Here is a 24,136-nt window from a genome sequence, read left to right as displayed (position 1 = left end):
CAGATTCGGCGTGAATTAGCGCCGCTGAAACAAGGCCTCGTAGGCTGCCAGAAGTTTAGGTACTTCATATTTCCATTCCAACTCGTTCTGAACGCGTCGTCGACCGTACTCGCCCATCTTCTGGCGCTGTTCCGGGTTGTCCAGCAGCGAAACAACCTTTTCCGCCATGTCGACGGGGTCGTTGTGCTTCGCGTACAAGGACGCTTCTTGTGCGGAAAATCGCCCTTCCGTCAGATCGAATTGAACAATCGGTTTTCCAAGGGCCATGTACTCCATGATTTTATTCATGGTCGACTTGTCGTTCATGTCGTTCGCGACATCCGGATTAACGCACACATCGGCTGTATTCAGCATTTCAAGGAGCTGCTGATCCGGAACGCGACCGGTGAAAGTGACGTAGTCCGCCACCCCCAGTTCCGCAGCATAGGCTTTCATCTCATCGAGTGAAGTGCCCCCTCCGACGATACCAAAATGAATATCGCTGCGGTTCATGTTGAAAACAATGTGGCGAACCGAATTGAGCAGCAGATCGATTCCTTCCTGCTTCCCCATCACTCCGACGTATCCCACCAGAAAACGTCGACCGCATTTGAGCGATTCAACGGGTGGAACTACTTTGAGTCGATCCAGCATCGGTCCACTGCGAACAACGAAGACACGCTGGGGCGACATTCGTCCCCGTTCGACGGCGATCTTCTTGTAAGACTCGTTCGTAGCGATCGAGACATCCGCGACCCAGAAGGTCCAGCGCTCCCACGCGAGCATCACTTTGTAGAAGAAGTCCTTGCGACCGAATTTCGCCATGTACAATTCGGGATTGATGTCATGGTGGTCGAACAGGAATCGCTTTCCGAGCAGTTTGAAAAACATCCCGATCAGAAAGATGTTGTCCGGCGGATTACAGGCGTGAATTGCATCAAAGCCGCGGGTGAACAGTACCTTCCAGGCCAGAAAGAACTCCCAGAAGAGAGCCGTTGAATATTCAACGGCGTAACCGAGAGCTCCGTCCGCTTCGAGAGGCAATGGGTGTCGATAGATGGCGATGCCATCGATCATTTCATATCGCTTCTCGTAGCCTTTGCCAGTGGGGCAGATGATCGAGACGGTGTATCCCGCCGCGGTCAGCGCCGATGCCTCTTGCCAAACGCGTCTGTCGAACGGTGAAGGTAGGTTTTCGACAATGATCAAAACACGTTGCTTCTTTTTTGCCTGACTGAGTGCAGGCGCTGCTTCACCAGCAGATTCCATCGTATTTACCCTGTTGGCTCGTCGCATCTGTGATTCGGACCAGGTCGACCAGCACTTGATCGCTCTTCAATTTGTCGAGGACTCCGCGGAACTCAGCGGAGCCATTGCCGACGACGATGGTCTGTCCGTGTGCAAGTACACTATCCATGTCGCTTTCCAGCAAGCGACTGATGTGGGGGATGTGATTGAGGATGTAGTCCCGGTTCGCACCGACGAGGCTGGCGATGTTAACGTTGCGATCATAGATCTTAACGTCAAATCCCTTGCCGATGAGCCGTTCGACCAGCTCGACCAGCGGACTTTCCCGAAGGTCGTCGGTTCCTGCCTTGAAGCTGAGACCGAGGATTCCGACCTTGCGGTGACCCTGCTTCGTTACCATCTGGTAACCGATGTCGATCTGATTCTGGTTGCTCGGGAGGATCGAATTGAGGATCGGAAGATCCAGGTCCAGGCTGCGAGCCTTATACGTCAAGGCACGCACGTCCTTGGGCAGACAGGATCCACCGAATGCGTATCCGGGCTTCATGTAGTAAGGAGAAAGGTTGAGCTTCGTATCTTTACAGAAGATGTCGAGCACCTTGTGACCGTCGAGTCCGATCGCTTTACAGATGTTTCCAATTTCGTTGGCAAAACCAACTTTCAACGCGTGCCAGACGTTGTCGGAGTACTTGACCATTTCGGCCGTGGCGACATCGGTCCGGATCAGAGGAGCGTCCAGGGAGGCATAGATGCTGGCGAGAATATCACCGCAGCGTGCATCCGTTTCACCGATGACCGTCTTGGGAGGATGGTACAGGTCGTAGACCGCTGTACCTTCGCGGAGGAATTCCGGGTTAATGCAGACTCCAAAATCGACCCCCGCTTTCTTACCCGATGATTGCTCTAGGGTCGGGATCACGACATTGGTCATGCTTCCCGGCAGCATGGTGCTTCGGACAACGATCACATGGTATTCAGCCTTGCTCCCAATCGTCTTGCCGATCTGTTCACAGACGGATCGAACGTATTTGAGATCCAGGCTACCGTTGATCTGGCTCGGGGTACCGACGCAGATCAGCGAGAGTGCCGTCTTATTGACTGCTTCATGGACGTCCGACGTTGCTCGGAGTTTCCCATCCTTCACTGCCTTGGCGATGATTTCGCCGATCTGAGCTTCAATAACGGGAGTCTGTCCATTATTGATCAGGTCGACCTTGGCCTGCAGCGGATCGACGCCGATCACGTCATGTCCATCCTGTGCGAGACATCCAGCCGAAACGGCTCCAACATAACCCAGTCCAAAAACGCTGATTTTCATCGAGAACTCCGAATCTGATTTGAATGCCACACTTTGTTAGCGGCGAGATTGCCCTTTCGCCACTGTACAGTTGGTTTGCGCGTGACATCTTTCCTGGAAAATTGCTCTGTGCCGTGTCTCGAATCACCCGAAGCTCGATGACCGATTTGTAGTACTATGAATTGCCGACGATCGATTTCACTCAGGCTCGCGACGTATCGTCGCGTTCCCAACGGTAACCCTTTAATTTCTTCAACTGGCGGGAAGCACGCATCAACGCGATCATTTTCACGAAAGTGAAAACGCCAAGTTTGGGCCACATGAGCGGCTGCTTCAACAGGTTGCGATATTCGTCTCGCCCCGTATCTGCTTTCTCCCACTCATTAAACTGGCGCATCAAGTCGGGAAACCGCTGGGCCAGTTGCAACGACCCCAATTTTGCACGTGTCTTAATTTTGATCAGGCCTGCAAAACTTGCGGGAGGCGTCACCGTGAAGTCGCAACTTTCGACTGTCTTACGCTCATCTGGCGTAAAATGGGCATGCACGAACGAGTCATCTGCGATAATTTCGGGAAATACTTCGAAGCGCCGTCGTCCCTCTTCGGATAATGCATACAATCCGGACCCGATCATGCCGCGCGTGTGGTAGGGCGTTCTGAGCCATACGTCGTAAAACGCCCGGATGAACCATGGGCGCCCGGTCAGATTGACGCGCATTCGTGGTGCCGCGGCGAGCTGCTTATTGTCCGTGAGCGCCTCGGTTAACTTCTTGACCGCGTCGTAACTGAGAAGAATGTCGGCATCCAGATAGATGCGGGGAAACGACCGGGCTGCTTCATCGCCCATGTTCAAAGCCAGCGTCTTCGATCCGCGCGGCGTTTCGACGACGCGCACGGGCGGTCCAAAGGATCTTGCGATTTCTGCAGTCCGATCCACGCAGCCATTACAGCAAACAATCACATCGAGCGCTGTCCGATCGGCACCTTCGAGCAAGTAGCTCAGGGCTCGTCCAATAACGGCCTCTTCGTTGTAGGCCGGAATGATAATCGAAACCATTTTGGTTCTCTCGGACTCCTTAAAAGTTTGCACTCGACTGTGTCGGCAGCACGACCGGATGCGGTCGTATCAGTGAACCGGCAACTTCAACTGTTTTGATGGAGCAACTTCGTCAGCTCGGGCAGCCTGCGTTGAACTTCCTTGATCGGTAATAACCACCACTGCGATGCCTGGAGCTTCGCGATGATCTCAGGGGGAAAGCGATCTCGGATTCGTTTGGCCGGATTTCCTGCGACAATGCAATAATCCGGAACATCTTTGGTCAGGATGGCTCCCGCCCCAACAATGGCGCCATTTCCGATGCGTTTGCACCCCGGCAGGATGATCACACTGCTGCCGATCCAGACATCGTGTCCAATATCCAGGCTTCCTCCGGGAAGGTCGATTGGCTGAGCGTTCTCGGTCGCTCCCTCATAGAAATAAGGGTGAGTGGACAGAGTGTCGACGGGGTGGTTCTGCAGATAAGTTTTGACCCCCTCAGCAACAGACGTGTAGCGACCGATGGTGACCCCGCTACGGAAGGCAACAGGATCGAAACAACTGCCGTAGGAGTGAGGACCAATTTTAACACCGTGATATTGCCACATCAGCTGACGGGCCGTGGCCGACCGCATCGGATTCTCAATCCGAATAATCACGCTCAGCAGGAACGTTGCCAGCCGCAGTCTGCGGGGGCAGCCCAGCAATCGATAGACAAGAATAAACAGTGGTGAAAAAAAGGATCTTTGTAGTTCCGGCGAATCAAAACTAAACGACGCTGAATCCGTCGTTTCTATTTGAACCGCCTTGGTCTCTACTGTCCCTGACATCTTGTCAATTTCCTTCCTACGGATCTCTTTGCGGAAATTCTACTTGCGTTGCTTGGTGCAACTCGGGTTCATTGGAGGCAGCGGGAGCTTAAACGGAATCCCTTTAACCATTCGGACATCGTCACGAACCGCTCGTTCGTTTGTCTTAAACCGGTCTTCGTCTAGTTTGGTCCCGCAACACAGAAAACAATTCTTCACAGTCCCGTCGCTCGTTTTACTGAGACTTCACCTTTGAAGGCGTCTCTCGTCGATGGGACGGCATCGCTTAACGTGCACGCGTGACAGCTGTCTCTTTGATCTTTCACAACCATCTGGTTGCTTCGTTGCACCTGCACGTCTCACGGACGAGATTTCTTTTCTTACCGGGTCACCTAGCCGATGCAAATCGATGTCAATATTTGCCACCTTATGAATCCATCCCCACTTCCAGGCAAGTCCGCTTCGCACGGTGCCGTGCAGGGGACAAACCAGATGGAATTGACCTGCGAGCCGTCAAGTTGACGACCTGTCCCTCAATGTTCACGCTGGTATCCTCCCCACCACGAGCCTGGTTGAAACACGATGGGACCGTAAGCTTGCGTCAAATCTTTTCCGCGACTGCTGCGAAGAAGGGTGCTGGCAACGGTTCCTCCTGCAACGCGAATGAAGGCGTGCAACCAGACCAGTGTGCCGCCGAGTACCACCTGCGGGCGGTTCCAGTACTTGCGGAAAAAGTGCATACGGGACTGTGCGATCAACAGGATTCGTCGGGGGCTTTGTTTTTGACCACCGCCCACCAGATGGATGATTTGGGCGCGGGGAGTCATCAGGACGCTCCACCCCTGCTTCTTCAGTCGCTGGCACAGGTCGAGTTCTTCAGAATACATGAAGAAACTGGTGTCAAATCCCTGCAACTGGTTCCACGCATCGCGTCGGACCAGCATAAAAGCTCCGGTGAGGGTATCGACTTCTCCCACTTCCGTAGCTCCTTCCGGTAAAGCCCCGTTCAGGAATCGGCCTCCTCCGAGCGCGCCAGCCGTCAGCCGGAAGAGGGTGGGAACGTACTGACGGCAGCCGGGGTCGTACGAACCGTCTCGCAGTCGAGTGACCCCGCCCACTGCACCAGCTTCCGGGTGCGCCACCGCAGTGCGGTACAGTTCGCCGATCGCATCGTCAGAGACAATGACGTCAGGGTTCAGCAGCAGGATGTAATTTCCCACGGCGTGTTCGGCGAGAAAGTTATTGCCCTTGCCGTAACCGAGATTCTCCGAGTTCTCGATGATCCGAACCTGCGGGTACTTCTCTCTGACGAGATCTACCGTACCGTCGTTCGAGCAGTCTACGAGCAGCACTTCGTATTTACATTCAGAGGACGTGTACTTGTAGACGCCGCTCAGACAGTCGTCGATCAGGTCTTTCGCCTTGTAGCAGACGATCAGGATACTTAAATCAACCATCGCACGCATTTCCCAATCCAGCCAGACTCTATGCAGAATGAAACCGTTGGCTACTCTTCAGCCACACCACACCACCCCACACGAATCGACCCGAAACAAACACTTTTCTATGACGAACAACAATTAATTGTCAGGAGATCCGCAGCTGCAGATTTACATGTACGCCATTTCTTTCGATCGGCGGGCTGCTGCCATCTGCTGAGTATGAGGCAACGCGGTGTTCACTCCTCGCTTTTTCAGGCTCGCTACAGCAGGCTGAACCGCTGAGATCGCCAGCGTGTAGGTCCAAAGCGTTTCGATCTGGCCAAAGTAGGTCACACCGATGAAGTTGACGATGTGGACCAGCAGCGCCACACCGATCGACCATGCCATCAGAGCGTCGGCACTCGAATTGTTCACTTTTCGCCAGAGACGTCCCACATTTGAAAAGGCGAACACAATCATTGTGATGAACAACGTCAGTTGAACGATTCCACCCGAAATTCCCTCGGCAATGTACTTATTGGTGATATCGTTCGCGTAAATGTTCCAGTGGTCGATATGCGCCGTTCCGCAGAGTGCCCACTCCGAGAAATACTCAATGGCGGCGTCGAGAATCGCAACACGGTGCCGTCCTGTATTTCCATCGCTGAGAGTAATACGACCAATCAGCGTGTACACGGGCTTGAGCATCACTCCCTGGAGCGCAATGAGCGCCAGCACAATCCCCCACCTGACTAGCCGCATGTGTCGCCGTATCGGGAAGCAGCAAAAGGCGAGAATGCCCGAAAACACCCCCACAATGGGCGTACTCGAGTTACACAGAGCGATAATCACCAGCGATGAACCAATTCCCAGAAGTGCGAAGACCCGACCGAATCCGGGCGATAGGGCACGCGATACAAATAATTGAACGAGTACTGCATAGAAACAACCTGCCAGAATCGGGTGCGCGTACGCACCTTGACAGCGCAGTTTCCCTTCACGAATCGCAGTAATTTCGGGGACCCCCCCAAAGACGGCGAACATATTTCTCTTCGTGGTGGATTCCACAATAAAGAAGCACATCACCACGGCACCCGTTATGGCAACCCCGGGAATCATGGCGCGAATATCGTCAAGGTCTCGGACCAGACAACGAACGAGAAAGTATGTTCCCATCGAGTCAAAGGTGTTACCAAGTTTGAAAATGACGGTGTGAAAACCATGGGAGATGATGAAAAGGGAGAATGCGGCCATGTTCCAGGCGATGACCACGTAGTCAAGACGATTCCAGCGGAAGTTGCGGTATTCACCTCGCAGCAGAATTCGCGTCCAGGTGAACATCACCATCAGTCGCAAGAACGAAAAGTCGATTCCAAAAATCACCAGGCGTTGACCGCTCGCGATCAGCGAGGCACAAAGGATCAGGACGACCATGGTGTACCTGCGCGGCACACACAGCATCGCAAATCCCAGCACGAGCAACAGTGTAAGGCCGAGCGGATGCACCGTTGTGGTGTTCGCATACTCGGGATTACCTGTGATAAATCGATCGTGGTTCATTGCACCGTGTCCTCTGTCTGATGGGAGATGCGTCCGACTCATCCTTGAGATGAAGCGAGCGATTGGTGTCTGCGTCGTCAAATTCGCTGGAATCTGCGAGTTCTACAAATCTACAAATACGGTTTGGATGGGCTATCTGCCAGACCCAGGGCGAAATCTCGTCTCGGGAGTCTTTCTCAGGGACTCGAGAAAAATCCTTTTCCGGATTCGATCGAGCCTCACGCATCGCTTGAGTAGGGGGGCCGGGTCTCTGCAGCGGATGTCTCATCCTGGCCTTCCTTCAGCGGAAGCCCGGGGAATTCCGAGTAACCCTGGCAACGACTGGGGTTTGGCGAGTGACGGCCGGGACCCTCGGGAACGCGTGAAGTAGTGTGAGTGGATGTGGGGGGCTGAGAAGGGCATCTTCGTGACAGGGAAAACAAACGTTTTCCGACGTGGCATAGGTGCTGGAACGAATCGCACGTCGAGCGATGAGATTCCCGGTTTCAGCCGGCTTCGAAGGTTTTTATCGTTCCGAAGCCGATTCAAGGCCCGGCACCGATCGACACTGTTCATGACTTCTCAACGTCTTGGTGAATAAGGTTTCGCTGGAACCGCGAAAAGAATGGTGTCAGCCTTTCACGTGCTTTAATGACGACCGGACTGTTCGGGTCAAAAAAGGTGACGGCCGCAATCGACGCCATGACTCCCGCAGCGACCACCGTCACGGGGACGACCATCCAACCTGCTTCGGCGCCGCCGATCATCTGGAAAATTCCCATTGAAATCGCAATCGCCAGCAGCAGGAGAACTGTCCATGTCACCAGCGTCAGATCAAAAACAGATCGACGGTAAGCGAGCGAAAGCATCGAGACGACCAGCGAGATGATCTCTCCCAACAGGCCCGCAATCGCAAGCCAGCTCAGGTCGGCTCCCATGCTGGCTGCGGCGATCGCGATGCCGAAACCCGTGCAGCGGGCGACCGTCGTCAGCAGTGTATTGAGCGAGTCGCCGTAGGCGAGAGCTCCGAGTGTCGGAGCCAGTTTGAGCACGCGAACTCCGGTTCCTGCTGCCATCCATCCAAAAAAGGCGGCGACAGGAAGATACTTCTCGCCAAAGCAAAGCGTGACGGCCGCGGGCCCGGCAATGATGAGCAGCACGGTCTGGGCAATTGCCACAAATCCAACGATTCGCGTAATCATGCGAAACCGGTTGTTAAATCGTTCGGCGTCGTCCTGCTCTCTGGCAAGAACGGGCAGGATGATTGTCGTACCAAGCTTTGTCAGCAGCATGATTGGCATGAACGTCACTGATGACGCGATCATGTAGAGACCGACATCGGTCATCGTATATGTGGGAAATGCCGCAATGACGAACCGATCTCCATAGTTCAACAGCATCATCAGGACACCGTTGATCAGCAGTGGCCATCCGAACTTCAGGATACTGATTCCATTGGTCCGATCGAGGCCCAGTCGATAAGGACGCTCGTTGGCAATGTGGCTGAGGATGGCGACGACGGATGCTTGAATCAGAATGACCCAGAGCATGACCGAATAGTTGTTCAGCCAGATCGCAAGCGGCCATGAAGCGAGAAGAGCCAAAACCTGCGATAGTATTTCGACTCGAACCAATGGGCCGAACCTCATCGCGCGGTGATACCGCCACAGATCCTGATGCCAGACACCTCGAATGAGCGGAGCCAAGGCCATCAATTGAAAGGCCCAGGCAGCGTCAGGGACGCCGAACAGACGTGCCAGCGGTCCTCCGAGAAGTAGCAGGACGGCGGCTGTGATTACCCCGCGCAGCAGAGTGTAGGTATGAGCGTTTGCCTGCAGTTGGGGGTCATCTCCGTCTTTCGACTGAATCATCAACTGGTTGACATTGATGTCACTGGCTGACTCGATGACCTGCAATGCGAGTGCGATCGTTGATGCAATCCCCATGTCCTCGATACTGAGGATTCGACCGATGACGATGTTTCGGCCGAATGACAACCCCATCGAGATGAGCTGGCTGAGCCCGACCTGCATACCGCCAGAAATCATGCGCTGTTTTAAGCTCATCTCGCGGCAGCTCCTGCAAGATAAGAAACGCCTGACTCCTGAACCGCTCGAATGAGCCCGAATCGTCGCTCAACGACACGAAGTGCGATCGTCATCCGCGAGGTCGGGGACAACCGGTCCGACGTCTGGCAGAGGAACTCACGTCGTGCCAGTGATGAGCTTTGGCACCGTGCAGCGCAATTTGATTTCGAGCGAGGCTCGCGTTTGGTTCCTTTTCCGATTGACTTCACAGGGGAATCCGTCGTGTAAATGTTCCGATGATTTTGATGTTGATTCTCTGGGCGAACCGGAGCCTTCAACCGCGACGCCACGACAGCCGATGAAGGCATTGTCAGCGACGAAAGTAGTGTTGAAGTGACACCGATCATGAGGAACCCGTCATATTTTGCGGCCGGACGGATGGGGCGAGGATTTTTCCATTCAGGTAACATCTTCGCACGACCGCTTTGCAGTGCCCTTGCAGAATGCTGTCTCTTGAGGCAATCCTTCCCCAGAAACTTTCCACTTGGAGCTTGAAACCCAGCATAAGAGAGTAGGGTGATATTTGCATCCAACTTAACGGGTTCTTTGATCTCGCTTGAGCGAAAGCCATGCCAATGGCCACAACGGATTGCCTGCTCAATACCTGACTTCGCATCAGGCGCTGGATGTGAATGCCTCGCAATTCGGGATGTTGGCCGGCAACCTGAATTACGCACAGCGACAGAGTGCAGCGCGGAGACACTCCGATTCCAGGTCAGGTGTACTTCACGAAATGATGTGTCTCGAGTCATCTCATTCTTCGATACGGCAGCGACGATGACAGGCACCGTTGTGTCATGATTTGAGGGCGTGAGCGATACGGAATTGTCGTTGATCGCAGAGTTTACTGAGAAACCGAAACGCCAGTTACGATTTTGCCGTCTCAACAGCAGGTTGATCCGCGAGCACACTGAAGAACCAGGCAACCAATGCTGGCTATCCGGAAGATGCCTCGGTCTAGTAGTGTCCGACGTATTCATGCCCGGCATCCCGAGCGGACTTCTCCTGTTGAGCCAGTTCCAGGTCTGAATCCACCATCATGTCTGCCAGGCCTTCGAAAGAAACTCGCGGTTTCCATCCGAGGGTAGTTCGGACCTTGCTGGCATCGCCAAGCAGATAGTCCACAGATGCAGGTCGCAGATAGCGCGGATCAATTTCTACAAAGTCGCGGTAGTCCAGGTTAACGCGGGAAAAGCATCGCTCGCAGAACTCACGAACTGAGTGCGTGACGCCCGTGGCAACCACGTAGTCGTCGGGGCGTTCTTGCTGGAGCATCAGCCACATCGCCTCGACATAATCACCGGCGAACCCCCAGTCCCGTTTCGAATCGAGATTCCCCAGATACAGTTTGTCTTGCAGGCCCACCTTGATTCGTCCGACAGCCCGCGAAATTTTCCGCGTTACGAACGTGTCACCTCGTCGAGGTGATTCGTGGTTGAACAGGATTCCACACGACGCGTGAAGATTGTAGCTCTCACGATAGTTCACTGTTATACAGTGGGCGTAGACCTTTGCCACTGCGTAAGGGGAGCGAGGATAGAAGGGGGTTGATTCCGTTTGCGGGGATTCCACGACCTTCCCGAACATTTCCGAACTGGACGCCTGATAGAAACGGATCGGCTGTCCTGAGTGTTCCTGCGTTTCCCGGACCGCCTGCAGCATCCGGGCAGTTCCCAGTCCCGTGATGTCAGAGGTATAGATGGGCTGATCGAAGCTGACTTTCACATGGCTTTGGGCAGCCAGGTTGTAAACTTCGCTCGGCTGGATTGCCTGAATCAGCTTCGCAAGACCGCTGCCGTCAGTCAAATCGCCATAATGCAGGAACAGGCGGCTTCGGGCGTCATGGGGATCCGACTGCAGATGGTCGATACGTGCGGTATTGGGCGAACTGGCTCGTCGGATCAAACCATGAACTTCGTAACCTTTGCCCAGCAGAAGTTCAGCGAGATATGAGCCGTCCTGTCCTGTGATCCCCGTGACAAATGCACGTTTCGCGATAGTAGACAATTTTACTCCAGGAATTTTCCGTGTATCACCTCGACGAATCGGCGACCGGAGCACCAAAACTCCGGTCGGTGAGACACTCCATTACAACCTTGATCGAACCCAAGTTGGGAAGATAACACTTCCCACACCTCCGGGTCCACAGGCTCAGGCCGAACCTTCTCGGAGCAAAACCGTTCGAATCGTTCGCAGGATGATGTACAGGTCAAGCCACAGTGACCAGTTTCGAATGTAGTACATATCCCAGTAGATTCGCATTTCATAGACGCCGCTGTTACGGCAAGTGACTTGCCACATCCCGGTCAGCCCCGGTCGCACTGAGCAGTACACGGCGAACTCGCGAGGATAATCGGTAATGTACGAGGCATCGTATTCAGGAGAATCCACGATCGGACGTGGGCCGACAACACTCATTTCTCCGCAGAGAATGTTCCATAGCTGTGGCAACTCGTCGAGACTGGTCGTTCGCAGGAAACGTCCGATCCATGTCACTCGCGGATCATTTTTCAATTTGTGAGTTTCTTCCCACTCACGACGAAACTCGGGGTTGCTCTGCAGGCACTGCTGCAGCACCTGATCGGCGTTTGGCACCATTGTCCGGAATTTCCAGGCCTTGAAGTTCAGTCCTCCACGACCAACGCGCTTCTGACCGTAGAAGATCGGGCCCGGCGAGCTCAAACGAATTGACAGAGCGATAAAGAGAAGAAGTGGCGAGAAGATGAGGCAGACAGTGCCTGCCACGAAAATATCAACCAGACGCTTCAGGAACAGCGTGGAAGCACAGTGACGTGAACTGGAGAGAAGCAGCCCGCAGGAAGCGCCAATCGTATGCGTCCGGTCCCACATTCCGCAGTCGAATCCCCCCAGGGAAGAGAGGAGAACCCGGTTGGGAATCGCATGCAGGAACGCATCGACTTCGTTGTCTTCATTCCAGGGCTGATCTGCAGTGGCAACATTCCGCTTTGCAACCAGAATCCATGTTGCTTTCGATTTTTGGGCACATTCAAGAATGTCGTGCACTGGCAGGAATGGAACACCTTTCGAGCCAAGTTCGCTTTCAGCTTCCCAATACTTCGCGGAATCCAGAAGGACCGCCACCGGGCGAAGGCCGCGGTCTTCCGTCGTACGGAGGCGGTGAAACATTTCTTCTCCGACGGATGCAGAATCTGCATAGACTAGAGCGGGAGCACCCCACCAGTTACAGCGACGGGCAAGTGCTCGGGCGACGAATCGTGATGTTGGCAGCAGCGGGATCACAAGCAGCAACGTCAGGACTGTCGAAATGATCAAGTAAGGGAACGCACCAGGACGCTGCAGAATTCCAAAGCCCGCGAAAATAAAGAGTGCGGTTGCGGCGGAGCGGACGAGTTGGCGGAATTCGACGGCACTACTAATGCCCATCGCAGGGTACAAGCCTGCAAGCTGAGCGATTGGGAAGAGGAGAAGTGATGCGAGCAGCGCCGTTTCGCTGGTCACCATCGAAGCGGGCTGGCCGAAAACTCTCTCAACCAGAGTTGTTGTCCCGTAGAGCAATACCCAGAGCGTCAGAAAGTCAGCCACAATCAGGGGGATCGACGTCAAGAAGCACTGTACGAGTGAACGACTGGCCAGCATGCGAGAGGCTTGGGCAGCCGCCGGGCTGACCCGGCAGGATGTCACCAGAGACTCAGCGTGCGTCCGATAGACCCGAGGGAGCCGGACGTAGGGGCGAAGGCTACCTTCCTTTGCAAATACTTCGGGAGCATGCGGTGGATCGGAAAATACCGGAACAGGATTGACCATTTGCATCGCAGTATCCATGGGTAAGAACTTCGTTGGAAGCCCGAAAACTCGTCCTCGTTTTCCTGGCTTGTCCGAATCTCTTATTTAGGCAGCTCGTAATGAGCTTGGGGGCAGGTTTTGTTTAATCGAAATCGTCATACGCTACCGAATCGGCAAAGTCATTCAATACGCATGAAAACGTAATCTGCATCCACTGCTTGTCTTGAATGAAACCGCAGTGTTGGTTGGGAGAACCACTTTTTCATAATTCGACCATAAAAAATGACCGGAATCTCGAATTCCCAAATTGTTACGCATTCCCGAGGTTCTTCCACAACTTTTGTTGTCATTATCGCGCGGCTTGCACCGCATCGTATAGACCGCACGTCGAGAACTAGCGGTGGATCCTCTCTTTTTCACTTTCGCATTGCGCAAAATTAAGGCAATGCCTTTCAGAGAAGCGTTGACCTGAAATTTTCATTAAGCCCTTCGGGACTCTCTCGCGTCACCAATGTAACAACGACCAGAAGGCTGCACAATTGGGTGGCTTTCGGCTTAACGTAGATTTCAAATTTCATTGGCCAAAAACTCCCGGTAAAGACTTTTCCTACTCCTGGATCGATCACATTGAGGCGACGTATGTACAGTCAAAAGTGCCGATCGCGTGAATGTTCAGTGGTGGTGTTATAAATATGAGTACATGTGTGAACTGACTGCTTCAGGTTTTCGACCAGTCCGACAAATGATTCTCTGGCAATGTTTTGCGAAAAATGAGAAGCGTCGATGTTGGCAAAATCAGCCGGCAGAGTCGGAGCATAATGCGAGTCACTCTTAAGACCTCCCTGTCGCCGGGTATCAATTGCTGTTGCGTCCCATTTTCCACGTTGGTGTGATTCAAAATACAGCTCGTCAAGTTCAATTCGGCCCGACAAGCTGGTTTTGTAAAATTCGACCTGGTGGGGCTGAATCTCGTTGCCACATCAGGTGAGCATATGGCATGCCAGTATCCGTTAGGGGCTTTATGGGGCCAGATCCGATCATTCTTCTTGCGAAAATGAAGAAAAACTGCGCAGCGAGCGCCTGTTTTCAACGCAACTTAAAGTTGCGCGAAGAGCTAGGGTGGGAAGCATAAATCGGGGCTGCTGATTCGGTCATTTAAAGAAGATATGCGACCTCGCCCTTCTCGTTGAGTCGCTTCCTGGCACGGTCTTGCCGAAGCTGATCCGCTCCTTCCGCACCACACTTTGGGTGGTTTGCTGTTACTTACATTTTGTTCAGATCGGACCCGTGTGGTGTCGTCTGGAAGAATAGGGGGACTGGGGTGAGTCTTTTGGATAGTCTCAAAACTCTGCTGAGGGGGATTCTTTCGGAACGATAGACCGTGATGAATTCGCCGATTGTGTCACTTGTTGAGTTTCGTTTGAACGCAATGGTGTCGAAGGCACTGTGCCCGGCGGCCCAATCATATCAGGAGGGAAAGTCCATGAATTTTGGACGTCACGGACGATCACCGATCGTTTTGGCAATGCTGCTCAGCCAGGTTGTCGCGGCCGGATGTGTAACGCCACCGCAACAGCGTCTCTTGCAACTGCAGGGGGCCAGCGTTCCGCGGGAACTCGACAAGGTCAATCTACCCGACTACGTCGTCGAGCCGCCAGACATCCTGCTTATTCAGGCAATGCATACCCTTCGTTCACCGGACGCGAGACTGATTCCCGGGGATCGCCTTCAGGTTCGACTGAAGAACGGGCTTCCCCTGGATCTGCCTGAAGACGACTCCATCAGTCAATCACAGCGAGACGCCGAACTTCAGATCGAGCTGGGGTTCAAAGTTCTCGCAGGTAACTACCGCGTTGAGAGTAGCGGGGCTTTGGACTTCGGGCCGGTTTACGGAAAAGTCCACGTGGCCCAGATGACAGCAGCGGAGGCCGAAGTCGCGATCACCAGACACCTGATTACCAACGTGGGGGTCAAATCCCCGGAGTTGTCGGTGGAACTGGTGGACCTCGAGGCTCCACAACCTGTTTCCGGGGAACACCTTGTACGTCCTGACGGACGTGTATCCCTCGGGATCTATGGGGAAGTCTACGTGGCCGGAATGACCCTTCCCGAAGTTCGCGCCGCCGTGACACAACAGTTGGCAGAAAACGGGATTCAGGATCCCAAAGTGGCAGTTGACGTCTCAACGTATAATAGTAAGACCTACTACATCATCAGTGACGGTGGCGGGTTCGGTGAGCAGGTCGCACGTTTCCAGTACACCGGAAATGAGACGGTCCTTGACGCCATTGCACAGATTAATGGTCTGGCCGAAGTCTCGTCCAAGAAAATCTGGATTGCTCGTCCTTCACCATCGGATTCCTGTGCCGCACAGATCCTGGAAGTCGAGTGGGAAGACATCACAGCGTTGGGGCAGACTGCGACGAACTATCAATTGATGCCGGGTGACCGAATCTATATTCAGGCCGACCATCTGGTTGCCCTCAACAACAAGATCGAGAAAATCGTCGCTCCTGTTGAACGACTCCTGGGCGTGTCGATCCTCGGGTTCAACGTTGTCCGAAACTCCAAGGGTGTCTACCCGATCAAGTCGATTGGTGCAGGCGGGGGCGGCGGGAATTTCTGACGAATCCCTCCTTGCGGTGTTGATTCTGATAACAGGATAGATCTTTCCCACACGGTAAATCTGATCGATAGAATTTACCGGGGCGTTCTGATTCACGTTCGGACAGAGAGGGTAAGTCATGCGAACAACAACTCCGCTTCGATTGGCGAAATTTTGTGTGCTCTGCATCACAATGAGTTTGATCGAAGTCTCCATTGCCTCGGCACAGCAACCGAAGAACCGGTTTGGTTCTGAATTCCGGAACAGGCCTACTGTCAGTCCCTACTTAAGTATTGTGGACAGCGGGGGAGCAGCGAATCTCTTCAATATTGTCAGACCACGGCAGCAGGCTCAATCGCGTGCCAGGGACTTCCGCCGGGAACTGGATTCTGTGGAATCCAACTTCCAGCAAACGCAAAGATCGTCGACTCAGCCTCCGGAATTTTCAGCTCCGATCACGACGGGGCGAATGGGACCAACCGGGCACGGGGCAGGGTTTGGTGATCTGGCCGGTTACTTTGGAAACCAGGGCGGTCGCGGGTCGAATGGTGCGAGCAAGGGTAACGCTGGTACCGGTCGGGCCGGGTTCGGTGGGATGGGAACAGTCGGCTTCGGTGGTGGCGGCAGTGCTGCCTACGGCGGAGGGTACGGGGGTGGCTATGGGCCCGGTATCTTCGGTGGCGGGGTTTATGGTGGAAATAACGTCTTCGGTGGTGGTTCCCCCTTCATGGGTGGCTTTCGGTGATCTGAGTCAAACGAGGGTCACTGCCGTCTGATTCGCCTGGTTGAAGAGAACGAATAGAACGGAAACTGGATTAACTCGCTCGGTTTTCGAATTGAATTTCAGGAAAGGATTCCTCCTGTGGTCACATATTTTCAGGATCAGAGTAGCAGCAGGTTTGCTGGCTGGGCCAAGTGGATGATGTTCGCAGTTCTGATCAGTCTCGCACCGACCGGACGCGGGATTGCACAAGAAAGCTTCCATCCGTCGGTTGCGACGACGCAACCCTCGATCAATATTCCCTGGTGGCACAGCCTCTACTACAAGTCAAACGGGATGTCCCGGTACGGTTACGGGTTCGGCAACATGACTCGTAATGTTCAATGGCGACTGCCGATTAATCCCCCCATCAGCAGTCCAAGTTACGGATACTTCCAGCCTTGCTGGCGACAGGTGCCAACGGTCCGGCGGTGTGTGACTTGTGAAACGTTCCCCTCCAACCGGGAAGTCCCCCACCTCGACAATCCGACATACTCCAATTCGCTGCCCCCCACCCCGACCATTCCTCCTGCACCTGGAGCATCCGAGACCGATCGATTGCCGAGCCCGCTGCTCGAAGCGCCTGACGAGCCTGAGTCGGCCGATCCGACTGAAGCTCCCAAGGCATCCGATGACGATGACTTTCGGTAATGGGAATGAGAAACGGTCGCATCGTGGTTCAGCATGAATCGCGGCCGTTCTGTCTCTCCCTTCTCGTGAATGAACAGTGATCAAGCCGTTAAGGGGGAAGGCGAGTTACATCCGTTCTGGGGGGGCTGGCTGAAAAGGGTGAATCGGGTAACGTCGCATTCTAAACCGCGGCGCGGCTTGCTCAACCTGCCCGTGCGACTCCAGAGTTTGTCCGGAGAATGGCCACACGAAGGTATGGGGATGGGTAGAGAGATTCTCAGGTAACCAGATGTCTCATTTCCGCGCCCCGTTTTTCTCAGTCTCCTCTGAATTTTTCGTCACCCTCGCGAGGAGAGAAGCAGGGTGATTGATCTGTGCGAGCCTGGAACTCACGTCTTAAAAAAATGACGCCGCTGCTTGGTGTGGGATGTCAATGTCAGGCCAGGCGCGCGGGGCGGGAAGCCGTCGCCAAAAGTCTTGAGTTTCCATGGATATCCCCGGCCAGAGCCGTTGGGGGGGGAGAACTGGCAAGAGGTGATCGGTAGTCTGCAGTTCTGAAAACACTCGGACAAAACCCTCATTGGATGATCGGTAGAAGGCTCGTTCTCGGTGGCTTCGTCGACATGGCTCTTTTCGAGCTATGTCGACGAAGCCATTTTGCATTCTGGCTGCCAGATCCGGTGATTGGAAAACGGGACGCCGGGTGGTGGCCGGGGGAATCTCCTGCCGCAGTCGCAGGTGATTCAAATCGGGGTCTGGCGTGCGGTTTCGTTCCGCGGGTCAGGGCCGGGGCGCAAGCCGATAGCAGCCTGTTGTGGAGTCGTACGTCACCCCTTCTGTGTTATAGAGGCACTGATAGAGAACATTTCTAAAGTTGCTGCTCGACGACTTATAACCGGATGAGAGGATCCGGTCGCTCAGTTGGGCCATCGAGTAGCCCTTCTTGCATTTCCGGAGAATGGTCAGCACATGTGAGCGAAGCGATTTGCCATTCCGCAGACGCCTGCGATGGACGGTCCGACCGGTACCCATGACTTTGACCAGTTCGCGATCGATTTCATCGAGTTGTTTCTGAAGTTCGTTTCGACGCTTCGCTAATTCGATTGCCCTGACTTTGCGATTTTCCAACATTGCTTCGAGCTCTGAAACCGTCATCACGCCTGCTGCTTTATCCATGGACTTTTGACTCCTGGGCGCTTCGGATGATAGGGAATCGTACCACGGCTGAATCCGGAACGGGGGTGGCACAATCAGGAACGAATTGAGAGTTGGTGTGTAGAACTTTTACCTCAAAACCGGACGGATTCCAATTATCCACGTTTCCGCTCGCGGGGCATGGAATTTCTTATTCTGTTCAAACGAAGGCCCCGGGGGCAAGTCGTACGCCTTCGAACGGATCACGCGACCCTCAATGCACTTCTGACTTATCCGCGCTGAAGGATGCCTCTTGTCGCGATTTTGAGGTTCGGCTAGGATTCGAATGGATGGGTGCGGGCCAGCTACGCTGCGAGAACGGAATGCTCCAGCCGCGTCCAACACGTTCAACGGTTTCGAAAATCCTCGACCAAGCGGACATCTCTTATGAAGCACTACGTCCCTTCGCGTACCGTCGGAATCATCACGGTCGGCGCCGTCTTGCTCGTTGCTACGACCATATTCGCTCAGCAGTTCGGCGGAGCTCAGGGTCAAGAGCAGGCAACAGTCAAGCTCGTCTCAGAAATGATTTCCAAGCATCACATTTCACAGAAAGGGCTTGATGACAAGATTTCTGAGATGGTGCTCAAAAGATTCGTCAAAGAACTGGATGGCCAGAAGCTCTACTTCCTGCAAGCCGATATCGACAATTTCTCCCGTTACCGCGACCAGCTTGACGATCTGCTGAAGGTGGGGCAGATCAACTTCGCTCATGAAGTTTTCAAGCTCTATCTGCAGCGGCTGGACGAGAGGGTCGAAGTGGCTCACTCGATGATCAACGCCTCGCACGACTTCACGATTGATGAGTCGATGATTATTGACGGCGAACTGTTGAACTGGGCTGCGGACACGAAGGAACTCAACGAACGATGGCGCAAGCGAGTGAAGTATGAACTGCTCTCGATGCAGTTAGACAAAGTCACTCCCGAAGAAGCTCGTAAGCGCCTTCACAAGCGATACGACACGTTGAAGCGAAACGCTCACGACACCGAGGACGCTGAAGTTCTGGAAATGTTCCTCTCGTCCGTCGCTCATTGCTTCGACCCTCACTCAAGTTACATGTCACCTCAAACCGTCGAAGATTTTCAGATCATGATGCGGCTCAGCCTGCAGGGGATCGGGGCGGCTCTTCGTTCGGAAGATGGGATGACCACCGTTGCGTCGATCGTTCCCGGCGGTGCTGCTGAAAAAGATGGCCGTCTGAAAGTCGGCGACAAGATCATCGGTGTCGGCCAGGAAGATGGTGACTTCCAGGACGTTGTCGAGATGAAGCTCAATCGCGTCGTCCGACTGATCCGTGGTGAGCGTGGTACGAAGGTGCGACTCAAGGTTCTGCGAGACGCCGGGCCAACGGAAACGATTGAGCTCGTCCGTCAGACAATCGAATTGAAGGCATCGGAAGTCAAAGGCGAGATTATTCAGACGGGTGAGCGACTCAGCAGCGGTCAGAAGATGAAGATCGGTGTCATTAACATCCCGTCGTTCTACCGCGACTTCAGCGGTGCTCAGCAGGGTAAGGATGACTTCAAGAGTACCGCTCGCGACGTTGAGAAAGTGCTTGACGATTTCCGCAGCCAGGGTGGTGTGGATGCTGTTGTTGTCGATCTGCGGATGAACGGTGGCGGTGCACTGAGCGAAGCCATCGAAGTCACCGGCTTATTCATCGATCACGGACCTGTCGTGCAGGTGAAAGACACGAACGGACGAATCAAGAGTCATGATGATGAAGACACCGGGGTTGCTTATTCCGGCCCTCTGGTCGTCGTCTGCAATCGACTCTCTGCTTCCGCCTCCGAGATCTTCGCTGCCGCCATTAAGGACTACGGACGAGGAATCGTGGTCGGGGACACGACCACCCACGGCAAGGGAACCGTGCAGAATGTGATGCCCGTCAGCAGTGCAATGTTCCGCGCTCTGGCAGGTGGCAAAGATCGTGGGGCTTTGAAGCTGACAATCAATCAATTCTATCGCGTCAACGGTGACAGCACTCAGAATCGTGGCGTTGAATCCGACGTCGTGCTGCCGTCACTGATCGACAACATGGATCTGGGAGAATCGTTCCTGGACAATGCACTGGAATTCGATCATGTCGAACCCATTCGTCATGCGATGCTTCCTTATGTGACGCCTCAGATTGTGATGTCGCTGCGTGAGAACAGCCAGCGCCGTGTTGCCAGTGACGCCAAGTTCCAGCAGGTCCAGAAGGATATCGAACGATACCTCGCACGGAAGAACCGAAAGTCAGTTTCTCTGAACGAAGTCACCCTTCGTGCAGAACGCGAAGAAGACAAAGCGGCCCGTGAAGTCGAGAAGGAAGAGGAAGAACACGAAACGAAGGCTGACACGGCTCCTGTCTTCGCCAAGACGGAGTACAACGACGAACTTCTCCGAATCACCGAAGACTACACGTCAACGCTGAAGTCGCAGAAGACCGCCGCAACCAGCCGTGGAAAAGTCGACGTTACGAAGTAAAGCTGAAGTGGCTTCCGCTCAGTTTTGATGATTCCCAACTTGCCGTATTGCCAGGCTGCAATACGGCAAGTTGTGCTTTTATAACTGGCAAAGAGTCATTCATCAGAGTACCATCCCTGCTGCCTGAAGCACCTGCTTTGAATACCCACCTTCCATTCAACCTGACTGCGGCATGGCCGCGGTTTGCTCATGGCCATCATTGAAGTCAGCCAACTCGCCAAACAATATCGAATCTACCGCAAGAATGCGGGCTGGATGGCTTCTGTCACGGGTTTATTTCACCGCGACTATGAGGTCGTTCGTGCTGTCAAAGATGTCGGTTTTCGCATCGAACGTGGCGAAATGGTGGCGTTTCTGGGGCCGAACGGAGCCGGGAAAACAACGACTCTGAAGCTCCTCTCGGGCCTAATCTATCCCACATCGGGAACCGCGACCGTTCTCGGTTACGTCCCCTGGCAACGGAGCAACGCGTACCGCAAGCGATTCTCGCTGGTGATGGGACAGAAGAATCAGTTGTGGTGGGATCTTCCCGCCCAGGAATCGTTCATCCTGCATCGCGAGATCTACGACATTCCGCACGACGAATTTCAGCGGCGTCTGGATGAACTGACCGATTTGCTAGAAGTCCGGAAGCTTGTCAAACAACCGGTGCGCGAACTCTCGCTGGGCGAGCGGATGCGGATGGAATTGATCGCGTCGTTGCTGCACTCGCCCGAGGTACTCTTGCTTGATGAACCGACGATCGGTCTGGATGTCGTTTCGCAACGAAAGGTTCAGGGGTTCCTCAGGCATTACCAGGCGGAACAGCAGATGACGGTCTTGCTCACCAGTCACTACATGAAAGACGTTGAAGCACTTTGCCGTCGAGCCATCATCATCAATGAAGGCGAGATCAAACACGACGGGCCTCTGGCTGACATTGTGGACCGGTTCAGCAGTGTCAAACAGATTCATCTGCAGTTTGCCGGCAGTGAGATTCCCGAAGACATCGAGCGATTCGGCAAGGTGTTGGAGCGAGTACCGCCGCGGGTCAAGCTGGAAGTCCCGCGTCAGGAGATTCCCAAGGTCTTGGCGGCTTTACTGGATCGATATGCAATTGAGGACGTGGGAGTGCAGGAGCGACCGCTCGAGGACGCGATTGCCGAACTGTTTACTCAGAAGACGAGACCCGCATGAGGACTCTGTCATCATCTCTGCGTGTCAAGTGGTGCATCCTCAGGACCTCGATTGAAGAGCGTCTTGTTTATCGGGGCGACTTCGCTTTCGCGACACTCGTGCGGTTCCTGCCAATTGTCACACAAGTCTTCCTCTGGGGGGCCATCTATCAGGCATCGGGCCCGAAGGATCCACGGATCATTAATGGCTACACGTACGGAGACATGGTCGCTTATTCGCTGCTGGTCATGGTAGGACGGGCATTTTCGTCGATGCCAGGATTGACGACGGGGCTCGCCCGTGACATCCGCGAAGGCTCGATCAAGAAGTTCCTGATCCAGCCGATTGACCTGCTTGAATATCTGTTCTGGCATCGTGTCGCGCATAAGCTGGTTTATTACGCGGTGGCATTTTTGCCATTTGCGTTTGTCTTCTGGCTCTGTCGCGACTACCTGCACGGCTGGCCGGATGCCCCCATGCTTCTAGGATGGATCGTGTCGCTGCTGATTGCCTTTGCTGTCGGATTTTTGATCGAGAGTCTGATGGGGTTGATCGCGTTCTGGTTTCTGGAAGTGAGTTCGCTCGTATTTGTTTACATGCTGCTCAGCTACCTGTTATCGGGACACATGCTGCCGCTCGACTGGTTGCCGGCACCCTACTCCGACGCGATCCAACTGCTTCCCTTCAAATACCTCGCATTTGTCCCTGCAGCGATCCTGCTGGAAAAGTACAGTCACCAGCAGCTCTGGCTTGAATTGGGTAATGGAATTCTCTGGATCATCGCACTGTGGGGGATCAATCGCCTTGCGCTGGCAAAGGGAGTTCGGCGATACAGTGCGTTTGGGGGATAGTGTTTCGAATCCGACACTTATCGTATTGAAATCTTTGTTCCACCAGCGATTAAATGACCATACCATCGTCGGCCGATCTTCGTGAAGAAACCGCGTCAGCCGTCTACGGGCGGATCTTCTGGCTCGCCTACCTCGCCAATTCTGCACTCGTCATGGCCAACGCGCTGACGTTCCGATTCGCGGAACTGGTTCACTTTCTCGGCGGATCGGAAACGATTGTTGGGGATATTGTGGCGCTGGGGACACTGATCGCGGTGATCGTTCGCCTGAGTGTTTCGCACGTTCTTGATGATTACGGGACGCGACGAGTCTGGCCTGTCTGTTCCGTCTTGTTCATTCTGGGATGTGTCTTGTTCATCGCAGCCACATACGCTTTCTGGTTGCTTTATGTTGCACGCGTCACATTCTTTGTCGGTCTGACGGGAATGTTCGCCTGCTCCATGACCCACATCCAGAATCACGTGCCCCCCAACCGCAGAACGGAAGTCATTGGGAATCTGGGAAGCAGCGGGTTCGTCGGGATGATCCTGGGATCGAACGTCGGTGACTGGATCCTTTATCTGGTCACGCAACCCCGTCTCCAGTTTCTGATTCTGTTTGGGGCCGCAGGACTGATCGGGATCGCGTATTTGATCATTGTCATCGCGCTGACTTACAACGACCGGTCGGAAGTGAGGGATCCATCCCCGATGGCCTTCCGATTACTGTTTCGCTACTGGCCGGGGACAGTCGTCATAGCGGCGATGACAATGGGACTGGGGGTCACTGCGACGCAAACGTTCCTGACGCGATTCGCGACTTCGCAGCACATCGACGGGATCGGGTTTTTCTTTACAGGCTACGCGATCTCTGCGTTCGTCTTTCGTCTGCTGGTGCAGAACTGGAGCCAGACGATTGGGCGGCACTGGATGCTGGTGCGAGGGCTGATCGGTCATACGGTGGGACACTTTCTGCTCGCATTCGTGGCCGACGCATGGCAGTTGATCATCCCTTCAATTGTTTGTGGATTTGGTCACGCCTTGCTGTTTCCCGCCGTTGTCTCGTTGGGCTCGGGAACATTCCCAAAACAGTTTCGCGGAGCGGGGACCGCGATTATTCTCGGATTCACGGACTTCGGTTCGCTGGTGTTCGCCCCCGTACTCGGGCGGATTAGTGACCAGTTTGGTTTTCCCGTCATGTACGGCGTTTCTGCGGCTGTCGCGCTGACGATGGCAATCGGGTATTCCGTGGTGGCCATTCGCCATTCTGATGAAGAGTCTCGCTCGTATGCCACCTGATGCTTTCGTTT

17 protein-coding genes are annotated in these 24,136 nt (G+C 54.2%); 7 read left to right on the top strand and 10 right to left on the bottom strand.

Annotation, left to right across the window (positions count from 1 at the left end; genetic code table 11):
- Positions 1-15 precede the first annotated feature (15 nt).
- The 9 genes from ACGY09_RS01860 to ACGY09_RS01820 all read right to left on the bottom strand — a co-directional run bounded on the left by ACGY09_RS01860 (position 16) and on the right by ACGY09_RS01820 (position 13,220).
- Positions 16-1,248 (bottom strand): glycosyltransferase family 4 protein, encoded by a 1,233-nt coding sequence (locus ACGY09_RS01860; protein WP_397570248.1) that lies wholly within the window; start codon positions 1,246-1,248, stop codon positions 16-18.
- A complete protein-coding gene (locus ACGY09_RS01855) occupies positions 1,232-2,545 on the bottom strand; it encodes a nucleotide sugar dehydrogenase (protein WP_397570247.1) in 1,314 nt (437 codons plus the stop codon). The genes ACGY09_RS01860 and ACGY09_RS01855 overlap by 17 nt, the downstream gene beginning before the upstream one ends.
- A gap of 181 nt (positions 2,546-2,726) precedes the next feature.
- A complete protein-coding gene (locus ACGY09_RS01850; protein ID WP_397570246.1) occupies positions 2,727-3,581 on the bottom strand; it encodes a glycosyltransferase in 855 nt (284 codons plus the stop codon).
- A gap of 86 nt (positions 3,582-3,667) precedes the next feature.
- Positions 3,668-4,390, bottom strand: a complete 723-nt coding sequence (locus ACGY09_RS01845) for a CatB-related O-acetyltransferase (RefSeq protein WP_397570245.1) — start codon at positions 4,388-4,390, stop codon at positions 3,668-3,670.
- 512 nt (positions 4,391-4,902) lie between these two features.
- The gene (locus tag ACGY09_RS01840) at positions 4,903-5,826 is read right to left on the bottom strand and encodes a glycosyltransferase family 2 protein (RefSeq protein ID WP_397570244.1); all 924 of its coding nucleotides are present in this window, start codon (positions 5,824-5,826) and stop codon (positions 4,903-4,905) included.
- A gap of 153 nt (positions 5,827-5,979) precedes the next feature.
- Positions 5,980-7,350: a hypothetical protein gene (locus ACGY09_RS01835; protein ID WP_397570243.1), complete on the bottom strand. Its 1,371-nt coding sequence runs from the start codon at positions 7,348-7,350 to the stop codon at positions 5,980-5,982.
- 551 nt (positions 7,351-7,901) lie between these two features.
- Positions 7,902-9,395, bottom strand: a complete 1,494-nt coding sequence (locus ACGY09_RS01830) for an oligosaccharide flippase family protein (protein WP_373651792.1) — start codon at positions 9,393-9,395, stop codon at positions 7,902-7,904.
- 978 nt (positions 9,396-10,373) lie between these two features.
- Positions 10,374-11,423 (bottom strand): GDP-mannose 4,6-dehydratase, encoded by a 1,050-nt coding sequence (gene gmd, locus ACGY09_RS01825; protein ID WP_397570242.1) that lies wholly within the window; start codon positions 11,421-11,423, stop codon positions 10,374-10,376.
- A gap of 144 nt (positions 11,424-11,567) precedes the next feature.
- Positions 11,568-13,220, bottom strand: a complete 1,653-nt coding sequence (locus ACGY09_RS01820) for an exopolysaccharide biosynthesis polyprenyl glycosylphosphotransferase (protein ID WP_397570241.1) — start codon at positions 13,218-13,220, stop codon at positions 11,568-11,570.
- Positions 13,221-14,664: 1,444 nt separating this feature from the next.
- Here ACGY09_RS01820 and ACGY09_RS01815 point away from each other — a divergent pair.
- The 3 genes from ACGY09_RS01815 to ACGY09_RS01805 all read left to right on the top strand — a co-directional run bounded on the left by ACGY09_RS01815 (position 14,665) and on the right by ACGY09_RS01805 (position 17,197).
- Positions 14,665-15,807, top strand: a complete 1,143-nt coding sequence (locus ACGY09_RS01815; protein ID WP_373651795.1) for a polysaccharide biosynthesis/export family protein — start codon at positions 14,665-14,667, stop codon at positions 15,805-15,807.
- Positions 15,808-15,925: 118 nt separating this feature from the next.
- A complete protein-coding gene (locus tag ACGY09_RS01810) occupies positions 15,926-16,531 on the top strand; it encodes a hypothetical protein (protein ID WP_397570240.1) in 606 nt (201 codons plus the stop codon).
- Positions 16,532-16,648: 117 nt separating this feature from the next.
- Positions 16,649-17,197 (top strand): hypothetical protein, encoded by a 549-nt coding sequence (locus ACGY09_RS01805; RefSeq protein ID WP_397570239.1) that lies wholly within the window; start codon positions 16,649-16,651, stop codon positions 17,195-17,197.
- 759 nt (positions 17,198-17,956) lie between these two features.
- Here ACGY09_RS01805 and ACGY09_RS01800 read toward each other — a convergent pair.
- Entirely contained in the window at positions 17,957-18,352 is a 396-nt protein-coding gene (locus tag ACGY09_RS01800) for a hypothetical protein (RefSeq protein ID WP_373651798.1), read from the bottom strand.
- A 405-nt stretch (positions 18,353-18,757) separates the two neighbouring features.
- On the opposite strand from ACGY09_RS01800, the gene ACGY09_RS01795 reads away from it, so the two are divergent.
- From ACGY09_RS01795 to ACGY09_RS01780, 4 genes are all read left to right on the top strand, one after another.
- A complete protein-coding gene (locus ACGY09_RS01795) occupies positions 18,758-20,842 on the top strand; it encodes a carboxy terminal-processing peptidase (protein ID WP_373651799.1) in 2,085 nt (694 codons plus the stop codon).
- A gap of 189 nt (positions 20,843-21,031) precedes the next feature.
- Complete coding sequence (locus ACGY09_RS01790) at positions 21,032-22,018, top strand: ATP-binding cassette domain-containing protein (protein ID WP_397570238.1); 987 nt, start codon at positions 21,032-21,034, stop codon at positions 22,016-22,018.
- Positions 22,015-22,848, top strand: a complete 834-nt coding sequence (locus ACGY09_RS01785; RefSeq protein ID WP_397570237.1) for an ABC transporter permease — start codon at positions 22,015-22,017, stop codon at positions 22,846-22,848. The genes ACGY09_RS01790 and ACGY09_RS01785 overlap by 4 nt, the downstream gene beginning before the upstream one ends.
- 53 nt (positions 22,849-22,901) lie before the next feature.
- The gene (locus ACGY09_RS01780) at positions 22,902-24,125 is read left to right on the top strand and encodes an MFS transporter (RefSeq protein ID WP_397570236.1); all 1,224 of its coding nucleotides are present in this window, start codon (positions 22,902-22,904) and stop codon (positions 24,123-24,125) included.
- The last annotated feature ends 11 nt before the right edge of the window (positions 24,126-24,136 follow it).

The organism is Schlesneria sphaerica (assembly GCF_044336245.1).
GTDB classification, from domain to species: Bacteria; Planctomycetota; Planctomycetia; order Planctomycetales; family Planctomycetaceae; genus Schlesneria; species Schlesneria sphaerica.
Note: the sequence above shows the minus strand (reverse complement) of the source record. Positions and strands in the feature narration are given on the sequence as shown.